This is a genomic window from Pseudomonas sp. TE9122 (assembly GCF_056278925.1).
The window spans coordinates 5,853,533-5,869,277 of record NZ_JBWBQI010000001.1; the positions used below are offsets into that span (position 1 = coordinate 5,853,533).

A 15,745-nucleotide genomic window follows, 5' to 3' on the forward strand; every position below is an offset into this window, starting at 1 on the left:
GGCATTGATACCGACTGACACGACCTCTTCGCGAGCAGGCTCGCTCCCACAGGGTCCGCTACCGCTGTAAGTATGGCTTACAGGATATAACGGGACAGATCTTCGTTCTGCGCCAATTCGCCGAGGTGGCTGTTGACGTAGTCGGCGTCGATCAGAATCGCCTTGTCATCGTGGGCGCTGGCCAGGTCGCCGGCGCTGAACGACACCTCTTCGAGCAGACGCTCAAGCAGGGTGTGCAGGCGACGGGCACCGATGTTCTCGGTCTTCTCGTTGACCTGCCAGGCGATCTCCGCCAGACGCTTGATGCCCTCGGGCTGGAACTGGATGTTCAGGCCTTCGGTTTTCAGCAGCGCGCAGTATTGCTCGGTGAGCGAGGCGTGCGGTTCGCTGAGGATGCGTTCGAAGTCTTCCGGGCTCAGGGCCTTGAGCTCGACGCGGATCGGCAGACGACCTTGCAGCTCCGGCACCAGATCGCTTGGCTTGCTCAAGTGGAACGCGCCGGAGGCGATGAAAAGGATGTGGTCAGTCTTGACCATGCCCAGCTTGGTGTTGACGGTGCAGCCTTCGATCAGCGGCAGCAGGTCGCGCTGTACGCCTTCGCGGGAGACATCGGCGCCGCCGACATTGCCGCGCTTGGCGACCTTGTCGATCTCGTCGATGAAGACGATACCGTGCTGCTCGACCGCTTCCAGCGCCTTGGCCTTCAGTTCTTCTTCGTTGACCAGACGCCCGGCTTCTTCATCGCGCACCAGTTTCAGCGCTTCCTTGACCTTGAGCTTGCGCGACTTCTTCTTGCCCTTGCCCATGTTGGCAAACAGCGATTGCAGCTGGTTGGTCATCTCTTCCATGCCTGGCGGCGTGGCGATCTCGATGCCGGAGACTTCGGCGACTTCGATCTCGATTTCCTTGTCGTCCAACTGGCCTTCGCGCAGACGCTTGCGGAACAGCTGACGCGTGTTGGAATCGGAACTCTGCGCCTCTTCATTGCTGAAGCCCATGCGTGCCGGCGGCAGCAACGCGTCGAGGATGCGGTCCTCGGCAGCGTCTTCGGCGCGGTGGCGTACGCGGGTCATTTCCTGTTCGCGGAGCATCTTGATCGCGGCATCGGCCAGATCACGGATGATCGACTCGACGTCACGGCCGACATAACCGACTTCGGTGAATTTGGTCGCTTCGACCTTGATGAACGGCGCATTGGCCAGTTTCGCCAGGCGACGGGCGATCTCGGTTTTACCGACACCGGTCGGGCCGATCATCAGGATGTTCTTCGGGGTCACCTCAACGCGCAGCTCTTCAGGCAGCTGCATGCGGCGCCAGCGGTTGCGCAGGGCAATCGCGACGGCGCGCTTGGCATCGTCCTGGCCGATGATATGGCGGTTGAGTTCGTGGACGATTTCGCGGGGAGTCATGGACATAGTAATTGACGGTCCTCAAGCAGAAACAAGCCGTGGCACACGGGCCGCAACAGGCTTATTCAGCGAGATCCTGCTCCTCAATGGTCTGGGTGTGGTTGGTGAATACACAGATGTCGCCGGCGATGCCGAGAGCGGTTTCGACGATCTCGCGCGCCGACAGGTCGGTCTTTTTCAGCAGGGCGCTGGCGGCGGCTTGCGCGTAGGCGCCGCCGGAACCCATGGCGATCAGGCCATCTTCGGGTTCGACCACGTCACCGTTGCCGGTGATGATCAGCGAGGCGTCCTTGTTGGCGACCGCGAGCATCGCTTCGAGGCGGCTCAGGGAGCGGTCGGTGCGCCATTCTTTGGCGAGTTCGACGGCGGCGCGGATCAGGTGACCCTGATGTTTTTCGAGCTGGCCTTCGAAACGTTCGAACAGGGTGAAGGCGTCGGCGGTGGCACCGGCGAAACCGGCGATGACCTGGCCGTGGTACAGGCGACGGACTTTTTTGGCGTTGCCTTTCATCACGGTGTTGCCGAGAGAAACCTGGCCGTCGCCGCCCATGACGACTTTGCCGTGGCGGCGGACTGAAACGATGGTGGTCAAGGGAAGAGTCTCCACGCAGCGGGGCGAAAATGCCTTATGCCCATTCATATGGGGGTGCTGGAGGGGATTTCAACCGGCAGGGACGATGGGAGACGAATGGTGTGTGTGATGACTGTGGCGAGGGGATTTATCCCCGTTCGGCTGCGGAGCAGTCGCGAAACCATCATTTGCGGTATGCCTGCTGCACCGCAATGGCTGGTTTCAGGGCTGCTCCGCAGCCAAACGGGGATAAATCCCCTCGCCACAAAGTTTGAAGGTCACCTGCAAGTTGCAGCTGACCTCTGAGAGCCTTAGCGGCTCTGGCGTTGTTGTAACAACAGGTTGCTGAAGCCGGCACCAGCCAGTTGTTTCTGCGCCGTGGTCAGTTGTTCACGGTTGCTGAACGGGCCGACCAGCACGCGATACCAGGTTTCATCCTTGACCGTGCCGGACTCCACCGACACGGCTTGGCCGAGCAGAATGATCTGCGCGCGAACCTTGTCGGCATCGGTTTCCTTGCGGAACGAACCGGCCTGGAGGAAAAACTTGGTCACTGGCGCGGCCTTGCTCACCGGTGGCGCTGGCGGCGGCGTGATCCCGGCCAGAGCCGCTTGAGCCCGTGCGGTGTCGATCTTCGCCGCTTCGGCCGGGGTTACCGGCGTGGTCGGGACGGCCGGCACTTGCGGCGTCGGCAGGGTCTTCTCCGGCACCGCGTCCGGCGGCACGATCACTTCCGATTCCGGCAGCAGGGTGTAGAAGTCGTACTTCGGCTTCACCGGTTGCGTCGGGCTCGGCGGGGTCTTGTTGGCCTCGGCGATCTTTGACGCTTTCTGCTGCTGTTCGACCTTCTCGCGCTTGACCGTGTCGCTGCCCTTGCCCGGTTCCAGTTTCATCAGAAACACGATGAACGCGCCGACGGTCAGGCCGATGGCCATCCACAGCCAGCCCGGAATCGGTTGTTTCGCCGGGGCCTGATAGCGGCTGGCGCCGCGTTTGGGTGCAGGTTTTTTCTTGGCAGCCAACTTACATACGCTCCAGAGTTTCCAGACCCAACAGCTCCAGGCCTTGCTTGAGGGTGCGACCGGTCAGTGCGGCCAGGCGCAGACGGCTCTGCATCTGTGCCGGGGTGTCGGCGGCGAGGATCGGGCAGTTCTCGTAAAAGCTGGAGAACAGGCCGGCGACGTCGTACAGGTAGGTGCAGAGAATGTGCGGCGTGCCTTTTTCAGCCACGTTGTTCAACACTTCGCCGAACTGCGCCAGCTTCGCCGCCAGCTCTTGCTCGTGCGCCGCTTCGAGGACGATCTGGCCGTCGACTTCGCTGAAGTCCTTGCCCAGTTTGCGGAACACACCGGCCACGCGGGTGTAGGCGTACAGCAGATACGGCGCGGTGTTGCCTTCGAAGTTGAGCATCAGGTCGAAGTTGAAGCTGTAGTCGCTGGTGCGATGCTTGGACAGGTCGGCGTATTTCACCGCGCCGATGCCGACGACCTTGGCGATGTTGCGCAATTCGTCTTCGGCCAGGGTCGGGTTCTTCTCTTTCACCAGGTTGTAGGCGCGTTCCTGGGCTTCGGTGAGCAGGTCGATCAGCTTCACAGTGCCGCCATCACGGGTCTTGAACGGACGGCCATCGGCGCCGTTCATGGTGCCGAAACCCATGTGTTCCATTTCCATCGGATGGGTGACGAAACCGGCCTTGCGCGCCACAGCGAAAACCTGCTGGAAGTGCAGGGCCTGACGCTGGTCGACGAAATACAGCGCGCGATCAGCCTTGAGCTTGCCGCTGCGGTAACGCACGGCCGCCAGGTCAGTGGTGGCGTACAGGTAACCGCCATCGGCCTTGACGATGATCACCGGCAGCGGGTCGCCATCGGCGTTCTTGAACTCGTCGAGGAACACGCACTGGGCGCCGTTGCTCTCGACCAGCATGCCCGCTGCTTTCAGGTCGTTGACCACGTTGATCAGGTCGTCGTTGTAGGCGCTTTCGCCCATCACGTCGGCCATGGTCAGTTTGACGTTGAGCAGTTCGTAGATCTTCTGGCAGTGCGACAGCGAGATGTCCTTGAACTTGGTCCACAGTGCCAGGCATTCGGCATCGCCAGCCTGCAACTTGACCACCAGGCCACGGGCGCGATCGGCAAATTCTTCGGACTCGTCGAAACGCTGCTTGGCCGCACGGTAGAAGTTTTCCAGATCGGACAATTCGTCGCTGGTGATCGGGTTTTCCTGCAGGTACGCCATCAACATGCCGAACTGGGTGCCCCAGTCGCCGACGTGGTTCTGGCGGATCACTTCGTCGCCGAGGAACTCAAGCACGCGGGCCACGCCGTCGCCGATGATGGTCGAGCGCAAGTGGCCGACGTGCATCTCTTTGGCCAGGTTCGGCGCCGACAGATCGACCACGGTGCGCTGCGCCGGGCCGGCCTTGCGCACGCCGACATGGGCGTCGGCCAGTGCGGCGTCGAGGCGCGAGGCCAGTGCCTGGGTGTTCTGGAAAAAATTGATGAAGCCCGGGCCGGCGATTTCGGCCTTGGTGACGTTCTCGTCAGCGGGCAGTGCGGCGATGATTTTCTCCGCCAGATCCCGTGGCTTCATGCCGGCCGGCTTGGCCAGCATCATGGCGATGTTGCTGGCGAAGTCGCCGTGGGTCTTGTCGCGGGCGTTCTCCACCTGGATCGCCGGCGTCAGGCCTTCAGGCAACACACCTTCGTTGACGAGTTGGGTGAGGGCTTGCTGGATCAGCTGGCGAATGGTGTCTTTCATGGTCTTCTCTTTCGACCGCAAGCGCGGCGGGCGCATCGATGCGCGGGTGGAAAAACTGGGCATTATCCGTTGCGAAGACGGGCTTGCCAACCTTAGCAGGCAGCTTATGGATATGTGGTGAGAAAAAGTCCGCTTTCGCGAGCAGGCTCGCTCCCACAAGGTTTTGCGCAGGACACACAAGGTATGTACGGCGCTGATCCACTGTGGGAGCGAGCCTGCTCGCGAAAGCGATCTTCAGCTCAATACAGATCCACCGGATCAACATCCAGCGACCAGCGCACCGCCCGCCCACTCGGCATCTGCTCCAGCACCAGCATCCAGCTCGCCAGCAACCGGTGCAGCGGTGCCCGCGCGGTCGCCTGTAACAACAGCTGGGCGCGATAACGCCCGGCTCGGCGCTCCATCGGCGCCGGCACCGGCCCGAGCAACTCGATGCCGCTCAGATTCAATTCGGCCAGCAAGCGTTCGGCCGCGCTGCACGCTTCATCGAGAAAGCCTTCCGCCTGCCCCGGCTTGTGCGCTTCGGCACGCAACAGCGCCAAATGGGCAAACGGCGGCAACCCCGCGGCGCGGCGCTCGCTCAAGGCTTGTTCGGCAAAGGCGAAATATCCTTGCTCGGTCAGTTGCACCAATAAAGGGTGGTCGGCCAAATGCGTCTGGATGATCACCCTGCCCGGCTCCTCAGCCCGGCCGGCGCGCCCGGCGACCTGGACGATCAACTGCGCCATGCGCTCGCTGGCGCGGAAGTCGCCGGAAAACAGGCCACCGTCGGCATCCAGAATCGATACCAGCGTCACCCTTGGGAAATGGTGCCCTTTGGCCAACATCTGCGTGCCCACCAGAATGCACGGCTGACCCTTTTGAATCGTCGCAAACAGCTGATTCATCGCGTCCTTGCGCGAGGTGCTGTCGCGATCGACGCGCAGTACCGGGTAATCCGGGAACAGAATCGCCAGGCGTTCTTCGGCGCGTTCGGTGCCGGCGCCGACGGGGCGCAGATCGACCTTGCTGCACTTCGGGCACTGGCGCGGCGTGCGCTCGACGTTGCCGCAGTGGTGGCAGCGCAACTCGCCGTAACGTTGATGCACGGTCATGCGCGCATCGCAGCGCGAGCACTCGGACATCCAGCCGCAATCGTGGCAGAGCAGGGTCGGGGCAAAGCCGCGACGGTTGAGGAACACCAGCACCTGCTGGCCGTTGGCGAGGGTCTGGCCGATGGCTTGCTGCATCGGCCCGGAAATACCGCTGTCGAGCGGACGGCTTTTCACGTCCAGCCGCAGGAAGCGCGGTTGCTTGGCGCCGCCGGCGCGCTCGTTCAGACGCAACAGGCCGTAGCGGCCGGTGTAAGCGTTGTGCAGACTTTCCAGCGACGGCGTGGCGGAGCCGAGCACGATCGGGATGTTTTCCTGCCGCGCGCGCACCAGCGCCAGATCGCGAGCGTGGTAGCGCAGACCTTCCTGCTGTTTATAGGAACCGTCGTGCTCTTCATCGATGATGATCAGCCCGGGATTTTTCATCGGCGTGAACAGCGCCGAACGGGTGCCGATAATAATGTCGGCCTCGCCATCACGGGCGGCGAGCCACGCGTCGAGGCGTTCGCGATCATTCACTGCCGAATGCAGCAGGGCGATACGCGCATTGAAGCGCTGTTCGAAACGCGCCAGGGTTTGCGGGCCGAGGTTGATCTCCGGAATCAGCACCAAGGCTTGCTTGCCGGCTTCGAGGGTTTCGCGGATCAGTTGCAGATAGACTTCGGTCTTGCCGCTGCCGGTGACGCCGGCCAGGAGAAACGCGTGATAACTGTCGAAACCGGCGCGAATCGCTTCATACGCCGCGCGTTGTTCGCTGTTGAGCGGCAGCTCCGGTTGCGCCAGCCAATGTTCATGGCGAGCGCCGGGGGCGTGGCGGCGGATTTCGACCTGCACCAGCCCCTTGGCCAGCAGCAGATCGAGGCTGTCCTTGCTCAGCATCAGTTTGCTCAACAACTGATGGGCGACGCCGTGGGGGTGCTGGGCCAGCGTGGTCAGCGCCTCGCGCTGGCGTGGCGCACGGGCGACTCGCGGGTCATCGACGCTGGCGCCGGGGGCCACCGACCAGAAGCGTTCCTGGCGGGCTTCGGCCAGCTCGCCCTGACGCAGCAGCACTGGCAAGGCCCAGTTCAAGGTGTCGCCGAGGCTGTGCTGATAATACTGCGCCGTCCACAGGCACAGCTTGAACAGCGCCGGCGGCAGCGGTGAAGTCGAGTCGAGGAGGGCCAGTGCCGGTTTGAGTTTTTCTGCCGGCACCTCGCTGGTGTCGGTGACCTCGACCAGAATCCCGATCATCTCGCGCCGACCGAACGGCACCCGCAAGCGCATGCCCGGCTGCAATTGCTCACGCCGCACCCCGGCCGGCGCCCGGTAATCGAACAGGCGGCGCAGAGGCGAAGGCAGGGCAAGGCGCAAAATGGCGTCGGGCACGCGGGGGGATCTCGATACGCAAAATGATCGGATATGCATGACCTGTGGGAGCGAGCCTGCTCGCGAAGGCGGTGGGTCAGGCAACACATGTGTCGACTGCCATGGCGCCTTCGCGAGCAGGCTCGCTCCCACAGGGAAGTGCGTTCAAGGCCGGGAGCCTAGCAGACGGTCGGTCTCGGTGACAGCTTGCGCGATTGAAAAGGTCTGGTAGAATCCGCGGCCTAATTACGTGCGGTATTCAACAATAGTGTTGGGTGGCGGCACGCTAGCCTGAGGAAGACACCATGAAAGCCGATATCCATCCGAACTACCCGGAAATTGCTGTTACCTGCAGCTGCGGTAACAAGTTCGAAACTCGTTCGACCTACGGCAAAGCCCTGGCGATCGACGTTTGCAACGAATGCCACCCGTTCTACACCGGTAAGCAGAAGACTCTGGACACCGGCGGCCGTGTGCAGAAGTTCGCAGACCGTTTCGCTACTTTCGGCGTCGGCAAAAAAGCCTGAGGCTGATCATTTTGGATGGTCGTTTCGACTTCTCCAGACTGATGAAAAAGGCGTCCCTTGCGGGCGCCTTTTTTGTGTCTGCGATTTGGCTGTCCGCCGCCCAGGCGTTCTGCCCGACACCCGCAGGGCTGACCAGCGTCAGCGTGCAGCGGGTGGTCGATGGCGACACCCTGCGCCTGAGCGACGGGCGCAATGTGCGCATGATCGGCCTCAATACGCCGGAACTGGGCAAGCAGGGCCGCAGCGACGAACCCTTCGCCGTGGCGGCGCGTAAACGCCTGCAAGCGCTGGTGGATGAGAGCGGCGGCCGGGTCGGCTTGCGGCCCGGCAAGCAGGCGAAAGACCATTACGGCCGTACGCTCGCGCATGTTTACAGCGCCAGCGGAGTGAATCTCGAAGCGCAAATGCTTGCCGATGGCCTGGGTTTTCACGTTGCAGTCGCGCCGAATGTCGACCTGGTCGCCTGCCAGCACGCCGCCGAACGCAGCGCTCGACAGGCCGGGCTTGGTCTCTGGCGGCAATCGCCGGTGCAGAAAGCGCAGGAGATCCAGCGTTCAGGCTTTGCCGTAGTCAGCGGTCGGGTGAGCAAGGTGCAGCGCAATCGCGGCGGAATCTGGATCGAGTTGCAGGACAGGGTTGTATTGCGGGTTGCACCCAATCTGCTCGGACGATTTGACAGTACTGGTCTGGAAGCACTGAAAGGCAGGCAGATCGAGGCGCGTGGCTGGGTGGTTGACCGAACCCGGCGCGGTGGATTGCAAAAAGGTCAGGCGCGCTGGTTGTTGCCGTTGACCGATCCTTCGATGCTGCACGTACCGCGTTGAAGAAAAATTGTAGACATTTTTACAGCTGATTGTGAACAGTCCAGCCCTTGTGCGCCGTGGCTCTTGGCCCAAAGTCGTAGGGCAGGGCGCTTGACAGCGGTGACTGCCCAGTCTTGTGGGGACTTTGCGAGGCGCGTATCCTCGCTGACCAGTCTGTCCAACAGTAAAAAAGCGGAATGCCAAAATGTCTGATCTGAAAACTGCCGCTCTCGAATACCACGCCAATCCTCGTCCGGGGAAGCTGAGTGTCGAGCTCACCAAGGCCACTGCTACCGCCCGCGACCTGTCGCTGGCCTACAGCCCCGGCGTAGCTGAACCAGTACGCGAGATCGCTCGCGATCCTGAACTGGCCTACAAATACACCGGCAAGGGCAACCTGGTGGCAGTCATTTCCGATGGCACCGCGATTCTGGGCCTGGGCAACCTCGGCCCATTGGCTTCCAAGCCTGTGATGGAAGGCAAGGGCGTGCTGTTCAAGCGCTTCGCCGGCATCGACGTATTCGACATCGAAGTCGACTCGGAAAGCCCGCAAGCCTTCATCGACACCGTCAAGCGCATCTCCATCACCTTCGGTGGCATCAACCTGGAAGACATCAAGGCGCCAGAGTGCTTTGAGATCGAACGCGCTCTGATCGAGCAGTGCGACATTCCGGTGTTCCACGATGACCAGCACGGCACCGCGATCGTGACCGCTGCCGGCATGATCAACGCCCTGGAAATCGCTGGCAAAACCCTGCCGGAAGCAAAAATCGTCTGCCTGGGCGCCGGCGCTGCCGCCATCTCCTGCATGAAACTGCTGGTGAGCATGGGCGCTCGCATCGAAAACATCTTCATGGTTGACCGTACCGGCGTGATCCACTCCGGCCGTGACGACCTGAACCAGTACAAAGCCGTGTTCGCCCACGCTACCGAGAAGCGCACCCTGGCAGACGCACTGGCAGGCGCTGACGTATTCGTCGGTCTGTCCGGTCCGAACCTGCTGAGCGCCGAAGGCCTGCTGTCGATGGCGGCCAACCCGATCGTGTTCGCCTGCTCCAACCCGGATCCGGAAATCTCCCCGGAACTGGCGCACGCCACCCGTAGCGATGTGATCATGGCAACCGGCCGTTCGGACTACCCGAATCAGGTCAACAACGTCCTGGGCTTCCCGTTCATCTTCCGTGGTGCCCTGGACGTTCGCGCCAAGCGCATCAACGAAGAAATGAAAGTCGCCGCCGCCAACGCCCTGCGCGAACTGGCCAAACTGCCTGTTCCACAGGACGTGTGCGATGCCTACGGCGGTGCTCCGCTGGAGTTCGGCCGTGAGTACATCATTCCGAAGCCAATGGACAAGCGCCTGATCACCCTGATCTCCGACGCCGTGGCCAAGGCCGCGATCGAGACCGGCGTTGCTACTCTGCCGTATCCGAAGAACTACCCGCTGAAAAGCGTGGATGACGTGTTCAACGGCTAAGTCGTTGTAGCGTTTCAAACAAAAGCCCCGGCTCGTGAGAGTCGGGGTTTTTTTTGCCTGAAGATCAAGAGCCCCTCACCCTAACCCTCTCCCAGAGGGAGAGGGGACTGATTGGGGGACGCTTGGGAGCTACGCCGACCTGAATGTATGGTTTTGAATCCATAATCGACACCACACTTTCAGGTCGGTGTTTGACCCCAGACAACTCGGTAAGTCCCCTCTCCCTCTGGGAGAGGGTTAGGGTGAGGGGCTTTTGATCTTCGGGTAATAAAAAGCCCCGCACTTCTCACGAAGACGGGGCCTTTTTGCGGCATCAGGATCAGAACAAATCGATCGGCGCCTGTTCATCCGCCGGCAGCGGGCTGCCTGGCACGGCGCCGTTGCCCAGCTCGTTCACCGATGGCGGCGTGTCTTCGGCCTTGAACAGTTCGAAGTATGCGCCCGGTGTGCTCGGTGTTGCTGCACGGCCGCTGACCGGGTCTACCCGCAGGCTGAGCAAGCCTTCTGGCTCAGGCTGCACATGCGGCGGCTTGTCTTTCAGCGCGGCCGACATGTAATTCATCCAGATTGGCAGCGCCACAGTACCGCCGAACTCACGGCGTCCGAGGCTTTCCGGCTGGTCGAAACCGGTCCACACGGTGGTTACGTAATCAGCGTTGTAGCCAGAGAACCAGGCATCTTTCGATTCGTTGGTGGTACCGGTCTTGCCGGCGATGTCACTGCGGCCCATGGCCAGCGCACGGCGGCCGGTGCCGAGTTTAATTACGTCTTGCAGCATGCTGTTGAGGATGTAGGTGGTACGTCCATCGACAATCCGTTCGGCCACGGCCGGCGCTTGCGGCACTACCGGATTGCCCGACGCTTCACCGGCAACCGGAGCGGCATTGACCGTGAACGACTCGGTAGCCGGCGCAGCGATACCGTCGGTCGCCGCGCCACCCTGTGGCACGGTCGGCGGGTTGGCGACGAACAAAGTGTCACCGTTACGGCTTTCGATCTTGTCGATGATGTACGGGGTGATCTTGTAGCCACCGTTGGCAAAGGTGCTCCAGCCAGTGGCGATTTCCATCGGCGTCAGCGTTGCGGTGCCGAGTGCCAGCGACAGGTTCGGCGGCAGGTCCTGCTTGTTGAAGCCGAAGCGGGTGATGTAGTCGATGGTCTTGCCCACGCCCATGGCCTGCAACAGGCGGATCGACACCAGGTTGCGCGACTTGTACAGCGCTTCACGCAGGCGGATCGGGCCGAGGAAGGTGTTGGTGTCGTTCTTCGGGCGCCAGACCTTGTCCAGGTACTCGTCGACGAACACGATCGGCGCATCGTTGACCAGGCTGGCAGCGGTGTAGCCGTTATCCAGCGCGGCGCTGTAAACGAATGGCTTGAAGCTCGAACCCGGCTGACGCTTGGCCTGCATGGCGCGGTTGTAGTTGCTCTGCTCGAAAGCGAAGCCACCCACCAGCGAACGGATCGCACCGTTTTGCGGATCCAGCGACACCAGTGCGCCCTGAGCCTGTGGTATCTGGCTGAATTTCAGCGAATTGTCCGTCTGGCGCTGCACGCGGATCAAATCACCGACCTGCGCCACATCCGACGGCTGGCGCGGGTTGGCGCCCATGCTGTTGGTGTTGAGGAACGGTCGCGCCCATTTCATCGTGTCCCAGGCTACGTGCTCTTCACCGGTGCGGGTCAACACCTGCAGGCCGGTTTTATCGACCTGGGTGACGATCGCAGGTTCGAGGCTGCTGATGGTGCGCTGCTTGGTCAGCTCGCTGGCCCAGGCTTCGCGGGTCTTGCCCGGCAGGCGCGACTCGGGGCCACGGTAGCCGTGGCGCTGGTCGTAGGTCATCAAGCCTTCGTGCAGCGCGGTGTTGGCCATTTCCTGCAGATTGCTCGGCACTGTGGTGGTGACGCGGAAACCTTCGGTGTAGGCGTCGCTGCCATAACGGCCGACCATTTCGGCACGGGCCATTTCGGCGATGTACGGTGCGTTCACTTCCGGGGTCGGTACGTGATAGCTGGCGTTCAATGGCTCGTTGATCGCGGCGGTGTAGTCGGCTTCGCTGATCTTGCCCAGCTTGTACATGCGCCCGAGGATCCAGTCGCGGCGTTCTTTACTGCGCGCCGGGTTGGCCAGCGGGTTGAAACGCGACGGTGCTTTTGGCAGACCGGCGATCATCGCCATCTGCGCCAGGCTGATGTCACGGATCGATTTGCCGTAATACACCTGCGCCGCCGCCTCGATGCCGTAGGCGCGGTTGCCCAGGTAGATCTTGTTGACGTACAGCTCAAGAATCTCGTCCTTGGTCAGCTGTCGCTCGATCTGCAAGGCGAGGAGAATTTCTGTGGTTTTACGCGAGAAGCTGCGCTCGCTGGTGAGGAAGAAGTTCTTCGCCACCTGCATGGTGATGGTGCTGCCGCCGGACTGAATATGTCCGCTCTTGACCAGTTGCGTCGCCGCGCGCATCAGGCTGCTCGGGTCGACGCCATAGTGGTTGGCAAAATTGTCGTCTTCAGCACTTAGTAACGCATTGATGAAGTTGGGCGGAATGTCGGCGAAACGAATCGGTGTACGGCGCATTTCGCCAAATTCTGCGATCAACTTGTTGTCGCTGCTGTAGACGCGCAGAGGAATCTGCAACTGAATGCTTCTCAGCGCCTCCACAGACGGCAAACCCGGACTAAGGTAAAGAAAGGCGCCGCTGAGACCTAAGAGCAGTCCGCAGAAAACGGCGACGATGGACCAACCGAAAAATTTCAGCAGACGAATCAAGGCTTTTGGACATCCAGGGCAAAGAATGAATTTGGCACGGGGCTGCGGTTACACACAGAGCCATCCGCGCTGGCAGTAAAAAGCGGAAAAAATCGCTGGGCATTATAAGCACTTTTCCGTCGGGGGCGTCATTGGCGCTTCTGTCAAGACGGGGGTGAAGGAACGCAATGCGTATTACAGAGTCCGTAACTCACGGAAAGTCATAGGGAATTGGTAGTGCTGGGACTCTTCAATAAAAAGACCAATGCGTTACTGGGGATCGACATCAGCTCCACGTCGGTGAAGCTGCTGGAACTGAGCCGTCAGGGCGAGCGCTACCGGGTCGAGGCCTATGCGGTGGAGCCGTTGCCGGCGAACGCCGTGGTCGAAAAGAACATCGCCGACCTCGAAGGCGTCGGCCAGGCGCTGAGCCGGTTGCTGGTGAAAGCGCGAACCGGGGTCAAGAGCGTGGCGGTGGCGGTGGCCGGTTCTGCGGTGATCACCAAGGTCATCGAGATGGACGCCGGGCTGTCCGACGACGAACTGGAAAACCAGCTCAAGATCGAGGCCGACCAATACATTCCCTATCCGCTGGACGAAGTCGCCATCGATTTTGAAGTCCAGGGCGTCTCGCCGCGCAACCCGGATCGGGTCAACGTGCTGCTTGCCGCCTGTCGCAAGGAAAACGTCGAGGTGCGTGAAGCGGCGCTGGCGCTCGCCGGCCTGACCGCGCGGGTGGTGGACGTCGAGGCCTACGCCCTCGAGCGCTCGTTCGGTCTGCTGGCGACGCATCTGGCGGCCTCCCAGGAGCGCCTGACCGTGGCGGTGGTCGACATCGGTGCGACGATGACCACCCTCAGCGTGCTGCACAACGGCAAGATCATCTACACCCGTGAGCAATTATTCGGCGGACGCCAGCTTACCGAGGAGATCCAGCGCCGCTACGGCCTCACGGTCGAACAGGCGGGCCTGGCGAAAAAACAGGGCGGGCTGCCTGACGATTACGTCAGCGAGGTCTTGCAGCCATTTCGCGAGGCGCTGGTGCAGCAAGTCTCGCGTTCGCTGCAGTTCTTCTTCGCCTCCGGGCAGTACAACGCGGTCGACCATATCCTGTTGGCCGGCGGCACCGCCTCGGTGCCCGGGCTGGACCGTCTGATCGAACAGCGTCTGGACACGCCGACGCAGGTCGCCAACCCATTCGCCGACATGGCCTTGGGCAGCAAGGTCAACGCAGGAGCGCTGGCCAGCGACGCGCCAGCCTTGATGATTGCCTGCGGGCTCGCGCTCAGGAGTTTCGACTGATGGCGCGGATCAACCTTCTCCCCTGGCGCGAGGAACGCCGCGAAGAACGGCGCAAACGCTTTCTGCTGGTACTTATCGGCGTGCTGGCCGGCTCGATCGGCGCGGTGCTGATTGCCGACCAGATCATCACCGCAGCCATCGAGCGGCAAATGGCGCGCAACGATTACATCGGCAAACAGATTGCCGTGGTCGACGAACGCATCAAGCAAATCAGCGAGCTCAAAGCGCGCCGCCAGCAATTGGTCGAGCGCATGCGCATCATCCAGGACCTGCAGGGCAATCGGCAGATCAGCGGGCGGGTCTTCGACCAACTGGCGCGTACCCTGCCGGACGGCGTGTATTTCACCGATGTGAAAATGGCCGGCAAGACCCTGTCCATCAGTGGCGCGGCGGAGTCGAACAACCGGGTCTCCGAGCTGATGCGCAATCTCGACGCGTCCGACTGGTTCGACGCGCCAAGCCTGAATGAGGTCAAGGCCACCAGCGCCGATCAGGTCGAACAGGCTAATGTCTTCCAGCTTACCGTCCGTCAGACTCAGCCCAAGGTTGTGGAGGACGAGCAATGAACGCCTCCGAATGGCTGCAAAGCCTGCGCAATATCGATTTCAACGACCTCGACACCAGCAACATCGGCTCCTGGCCCCCGGCGGTAAAAACCCTGTGCGGTGCGCTGGTGATGGTGTTGATCCTCGCGCTTGGCTATTACTTCTTTATCAGCGATATGGAAAATCAGCTCGACCTCAAGCGCGAAGAGGAAACCACCCTCAAGGAACAATTCGCCAGCAAGGCGCGGCTGTCGGCGAACCTTGAGCTGTATACCCAGCAAATGAAGGAAATGGAAAACACCTTCGGCGTGCTGCTGCGGCAATTGCCCAGCGACACCGAAGTGCCGGGCCTGCTCGAAGACATCACTCGCACCGGTCTGGGCAGCGGCCTGGAATTCGAAGAGATCAAGCTGCTGCCGGAAGTGACCCAGCCGTTCTACATCGAGCTGCCGATCCAGATCACCGTGACAGGCGCCTATCACGACCTCGCGACCTTCGTCAGCGGCGTCGCCGGGCTGCCACGAATTGTCACTCTGCACGATTTCGAACTGGCGCCAGCCAATCCCGAGGGCGGGACGAAGCTGCGCATGAGCATTCTTGCCAAGACGTACCGCTATAACGACAAGGGGCTGGAGAAATGACCCCGATTCGTTATCTCGTCCTGCCCATGATGCTGGCGCTGAGCGGCTGCGGTGGCGGTGATGACTTCAGCGACCTCGACGCGTACCTCAACGAAGTGCGTCTGCGTCCGGCGGGCAGGATTGAACCAACGCCGACATTCCGGTCTTACCCCACATTCACTTACAGCGCCGCCAACCTGCGCAGCCCGTTTTCGCGGCAGGCGCGGGTCGATCTGGCCGGGCAGAAGCACGGCTCGCGCAACGTCAAACCCGACCCCAGCCGGGTCAAGCAATACCTTGAAGGGTTCAATATCGAGCAGTTCGAAATGGTCGGCACGATTGCCAATGCCTCGGGCTCGTTTGCGCTGTTGCGCGGCGCAGGCGGGGTGCATCGTCTCAAGGTCGGCGACTACCTGGGCCGCAACGACGGCCGCATTGTCGCCATCAGCCCTACCCAGGTCGATGTCGTGGAGATCGTGCCCGACGGCGCCGGCGCCTGGCTGGAGCGGCCGCGCACCATTCCTTTGAAAGAGCACTCATAGTGGAAGTC

The 15,745-nt window shown here is 61.7% G+C and carries 14 protein-coding genes; 8 read left to right on the forward strand and 6 right to left on the reverse strand.

Translation table 11 applies throughout. From position 1 onward, the window contains the following. Window positions 1–77: 77 nt before the first annotated feature. The 4 genes from hslU to argS form a co-directional block, all read right to left on the reverse strand. On the reverse strand, window positions 78–1,415 hold the full coding sequence (gene hslU, locus ACZ9BE_RS26430; RefSeq protein ID WP_041477561.1) for an ATP-dependent protease ATPase subunit HslU: 1,338 nt from the start codon (window positions 1,413–1,415) through the stop codon (window positions 78–80). Window positions 1,416–1,470: 55 nt separating this feature from the next. Further along, a complete protein-coding gene (gene hslV, locus ACZ9BE_RS26435) occupies window positions 1,471–2,001 on the reverse strand; it encodes an ATP-dependent protease subunit HslV (RefSeq protein WP_007968352.1) in 531 nt (176 codons plus the stop codon). A 290-nt stretch (window positions 2,002–2,291) separates the two neighbouring features. After that, window positions 2,292–3,002: an SPOR domain-containing protein gene (locus tag ACZ9BE_RS26440; protein ID WP_076565226.1), complete on the reverse strand. Its 711-nt coding sequence runs from the start codon at window positions 3,000–3,002 to the stop codon at window positions 2,292–2,294. Window position 3,003: 1 nt separating this feature from the next. Further along, a complete protein-coding gene (gene argS, locus ACZ9BE_RS26445) occupies window positions 3,004–4,740 on the reverse strand; it encodes an arginine--tRNA ligase (protein WP_041477563.1) in 1,737 nt (578 codons plus the stop codon). Between argS and ACZ9BE_RS26450 the strand changes: the two genes are divergently transcribed. Further along, window positions 4,739–4,861 (forward strand): hypothetical protein, encoded by a 123-nt coding sequence (locus ACZ9BE_RS26450; protein WP_256579857.1) that lies wholly within the window; start codon window positions 4,739–4,741, stop codon window positions 4,859–4,861. The two genes, argS and ACZ9BE_RS26450, sit on opposite strands and share 2 nt — an antisense overlap. A 118-nt stretch (window positions 4,862–4,979) precedes the next feature. On the opposite strand, the gene ACZ9BE_RS26455 is transcribed toward ACZ9BE_RS26450, so the two are convergent. Continuing rightward, complete coding sequence (locus tag ACZ9BE_RS26455; protein WP_056787322.1) at window positions 4,980–7,199, reverse strand: primosomal protein N'; 2,220 nt, start codon at window positions 7,197–7,199, stop codon at window positions 4,980–4,982. A gap of 284 nt (window positions 7,200–7,483) precedes the next feature. Here ACZ9BE_RS26455 and rpmE point away from each other — a divergent pair, with 284 nt between their 5' ends. The 3 genes from rpmE to ACZ9BE_RS26470 all read left to right on the forward strand — a co-directional run bounded on the left by rpmE (window position 7,484) and on the right by ACZ9BE_RS26470 (window position 9,982). Further along, complete coding sequence (gene rpmE, locus ACZ9BE_RS26460) at window positions 7,484–7,705, forward strand: 50S ribosomal protein L31 (RefSeq protein ID WP_041477565.1); 222 nt, start codon at window positions 7,484–7,486, stop codon at window positions 7,703–7,705. Between the two features lie 41 nt (window positions 7,706–7,746). After that, entirely contained in the window at window positions 7,747–8,529 is a 783-nt protein-coding gene (locus ACZ9BE_RS26465; protein WP_476250109.1) for a thermonuclease family protein, read from the forward strand. A gap of 184 nt (window positions 8,530–8,713) precedes the next feature. Next, window positions 8,714–9,982: a malic enzyme-like NAD(P)-binding protein gene (locus tag ACZ9BE_RS26470; protein ID WP_016772053.1), complete on the forward strand. Its 1,269-nt coding sequence runs from the start codon at window positions 8,714–8,716 to the stop codon at window positions 9,980–9,982. A gap of 319 nt (window positions 9,983–10,301) precedes the next feature. Here ACZ9BE_RS26470 and ACZ9BE_RS26475 read toward each other — a convergent pair whose 3' ends face one another. Next, window positions 10,302–12,746 carry a penicillin-binding protein 1A gene (locus ACZ9BE_RS26475; RefSeq protein WP_476250156.1) on the reverse strand — a complete coding sequence of 815 codons (2,445 nt, stop codon included), beginning with the start codon at window positions 12,744–12,746 and terminating at the stop codon, window positions 10,302–10,304. A gap of 219 nt (window positions 12,747–12,965) precedes the next feature. On the opposite strand from ACZ9BE_RS26475, the gene ACZ9BE_RS26480 reads away from it, so the two are divergent. The 4 genes from ACZ9BE_RS26480 to ACZ9BE_RS26495 are packed head-to-tail and all read left to right on the forward strand — an operon-like array spanning window position 12,966 to window position 15,737. Next, a complete protein-coding gene (locus tag ACZ9BE_RS26480; protein ID WP_056787331.1) occupies window positions 12,966–14,030 on the forward strand; it encodes a pilus assembly protein PilM in 1,065 nt (354 codons plus the stop codon). Then, on the forward strand, window positions 14,030–14,596 hold the full coding sequence (locus ACZ9BE_RS26485) for a PilN domain-containing protein (RefSeq protein ID WP_056787334.1): 567 nt from the start codon (window positions 14,030–14,032) through the stop codon (window positions 14,594–14,596). Before ACZ9BE_RS26480 ends, ACZ9BE_RS26485 begins: the two co-directional genes overlap by 1 nt. Then, the gene (pilO, locus tag ACZ9BE_RS26490; RefSeq protein ID WP_041477570.1) at window positions 14,593–15,216 is read left to right on the forward strand and encodes a type 4a pilus biogenesis protein PilO; all 624 of its coding nucleotides are present in this window, start codon (window positions 14,593–14,595) and stop codon (window positions 15,214–15,216) included. Before ACZ9BE_RS26485 ends, pilO begins: the two co-directional genes overlap by 4 nt. Next, window positions 15,213–15,737 (forward strand): pilus assembly protein PilP, encoded by a 525-nt coding sequence (locus tag ACZ9BE_RS26495; RefSeq protein ID WP_056787340.1) that lies wholly within the window; start codon window positions 15,213–15,215, stop codon window positions 15,735–15,737. The genes pilO and ACZ9BE_RS26495 overlap by 4 nt, the downstream gene beginning before the upstream one ends. Window positions 15,738–15,745: the final 8 nt, after the last annotated feature.

Excerpts from the sequence above, each read along its gene's own strand:
- hslU (WP_041477561.1), bottom strand. The coding sequence starts at position 1,415 with ATGTCCATGACTCCCCGCGAAATCGTCCACGAACTCAACCGCCATATC.
- ACZ9BE_RS26450 (WP_256579857.1), top strand. The coding sequence starts at position 4,739 with ATGGTCTTCTCTTTCGACCGCAAGCGCGGCGGGCGCATCGATGCGCGG.
- argS (WP_041477563.1), bottom strand. The coding sequence starts at position 4,740 with ATGAAAGACACCATTCGCCAGCTGATCCAGCAAGCCCTCACCCAACTC.
- rpmE (WP_041477565.1), top strand. The coding sequence starts at position 7,484 with ATGAAAGCCGATATCCATCCGAACTACCCGGAAATTGCTGTTACCTGC.
- ACZ9BE_RS26465 (WP_476250109.1), top strand. The coding sequence starts at position 7,747 with ATGAAAAAGGCGTCCCTTGCGGGCGCCTTTTTTGTGTCTGCGATTTGG.
- ACZ9BE_RS26470 (WP_016772053.1), top strand. The coding sequence starts at position 8,714 with ATGTCTGATCTGAAAACTGCCGCTCTCGAATACCACGCCAATCCTCGT.
- ACZ9BE_RS26485 (WP_056787334.1), top strand. The coding sequence starts at position 14,030 with ATGGCGCGGATCAACCTTCTCCCCTGGCGCGAGGAACGCCGCGAAGAA.
- pilO (WP_041477570.1), top strand. The coding sequence starts at position 14,593 with ATGAACGCCTCCGAATGGCTGCAAAGCCTGCGCAATATCGATTTCAAC.
- ACZ9BE_RS26495 (WP_056787340.1), top strand. The coding sequence starts at position 15,213 with ATGACCCCGATTCGTTATCTCGTCCTGCCCATGATGCTGGCGCTGAGC.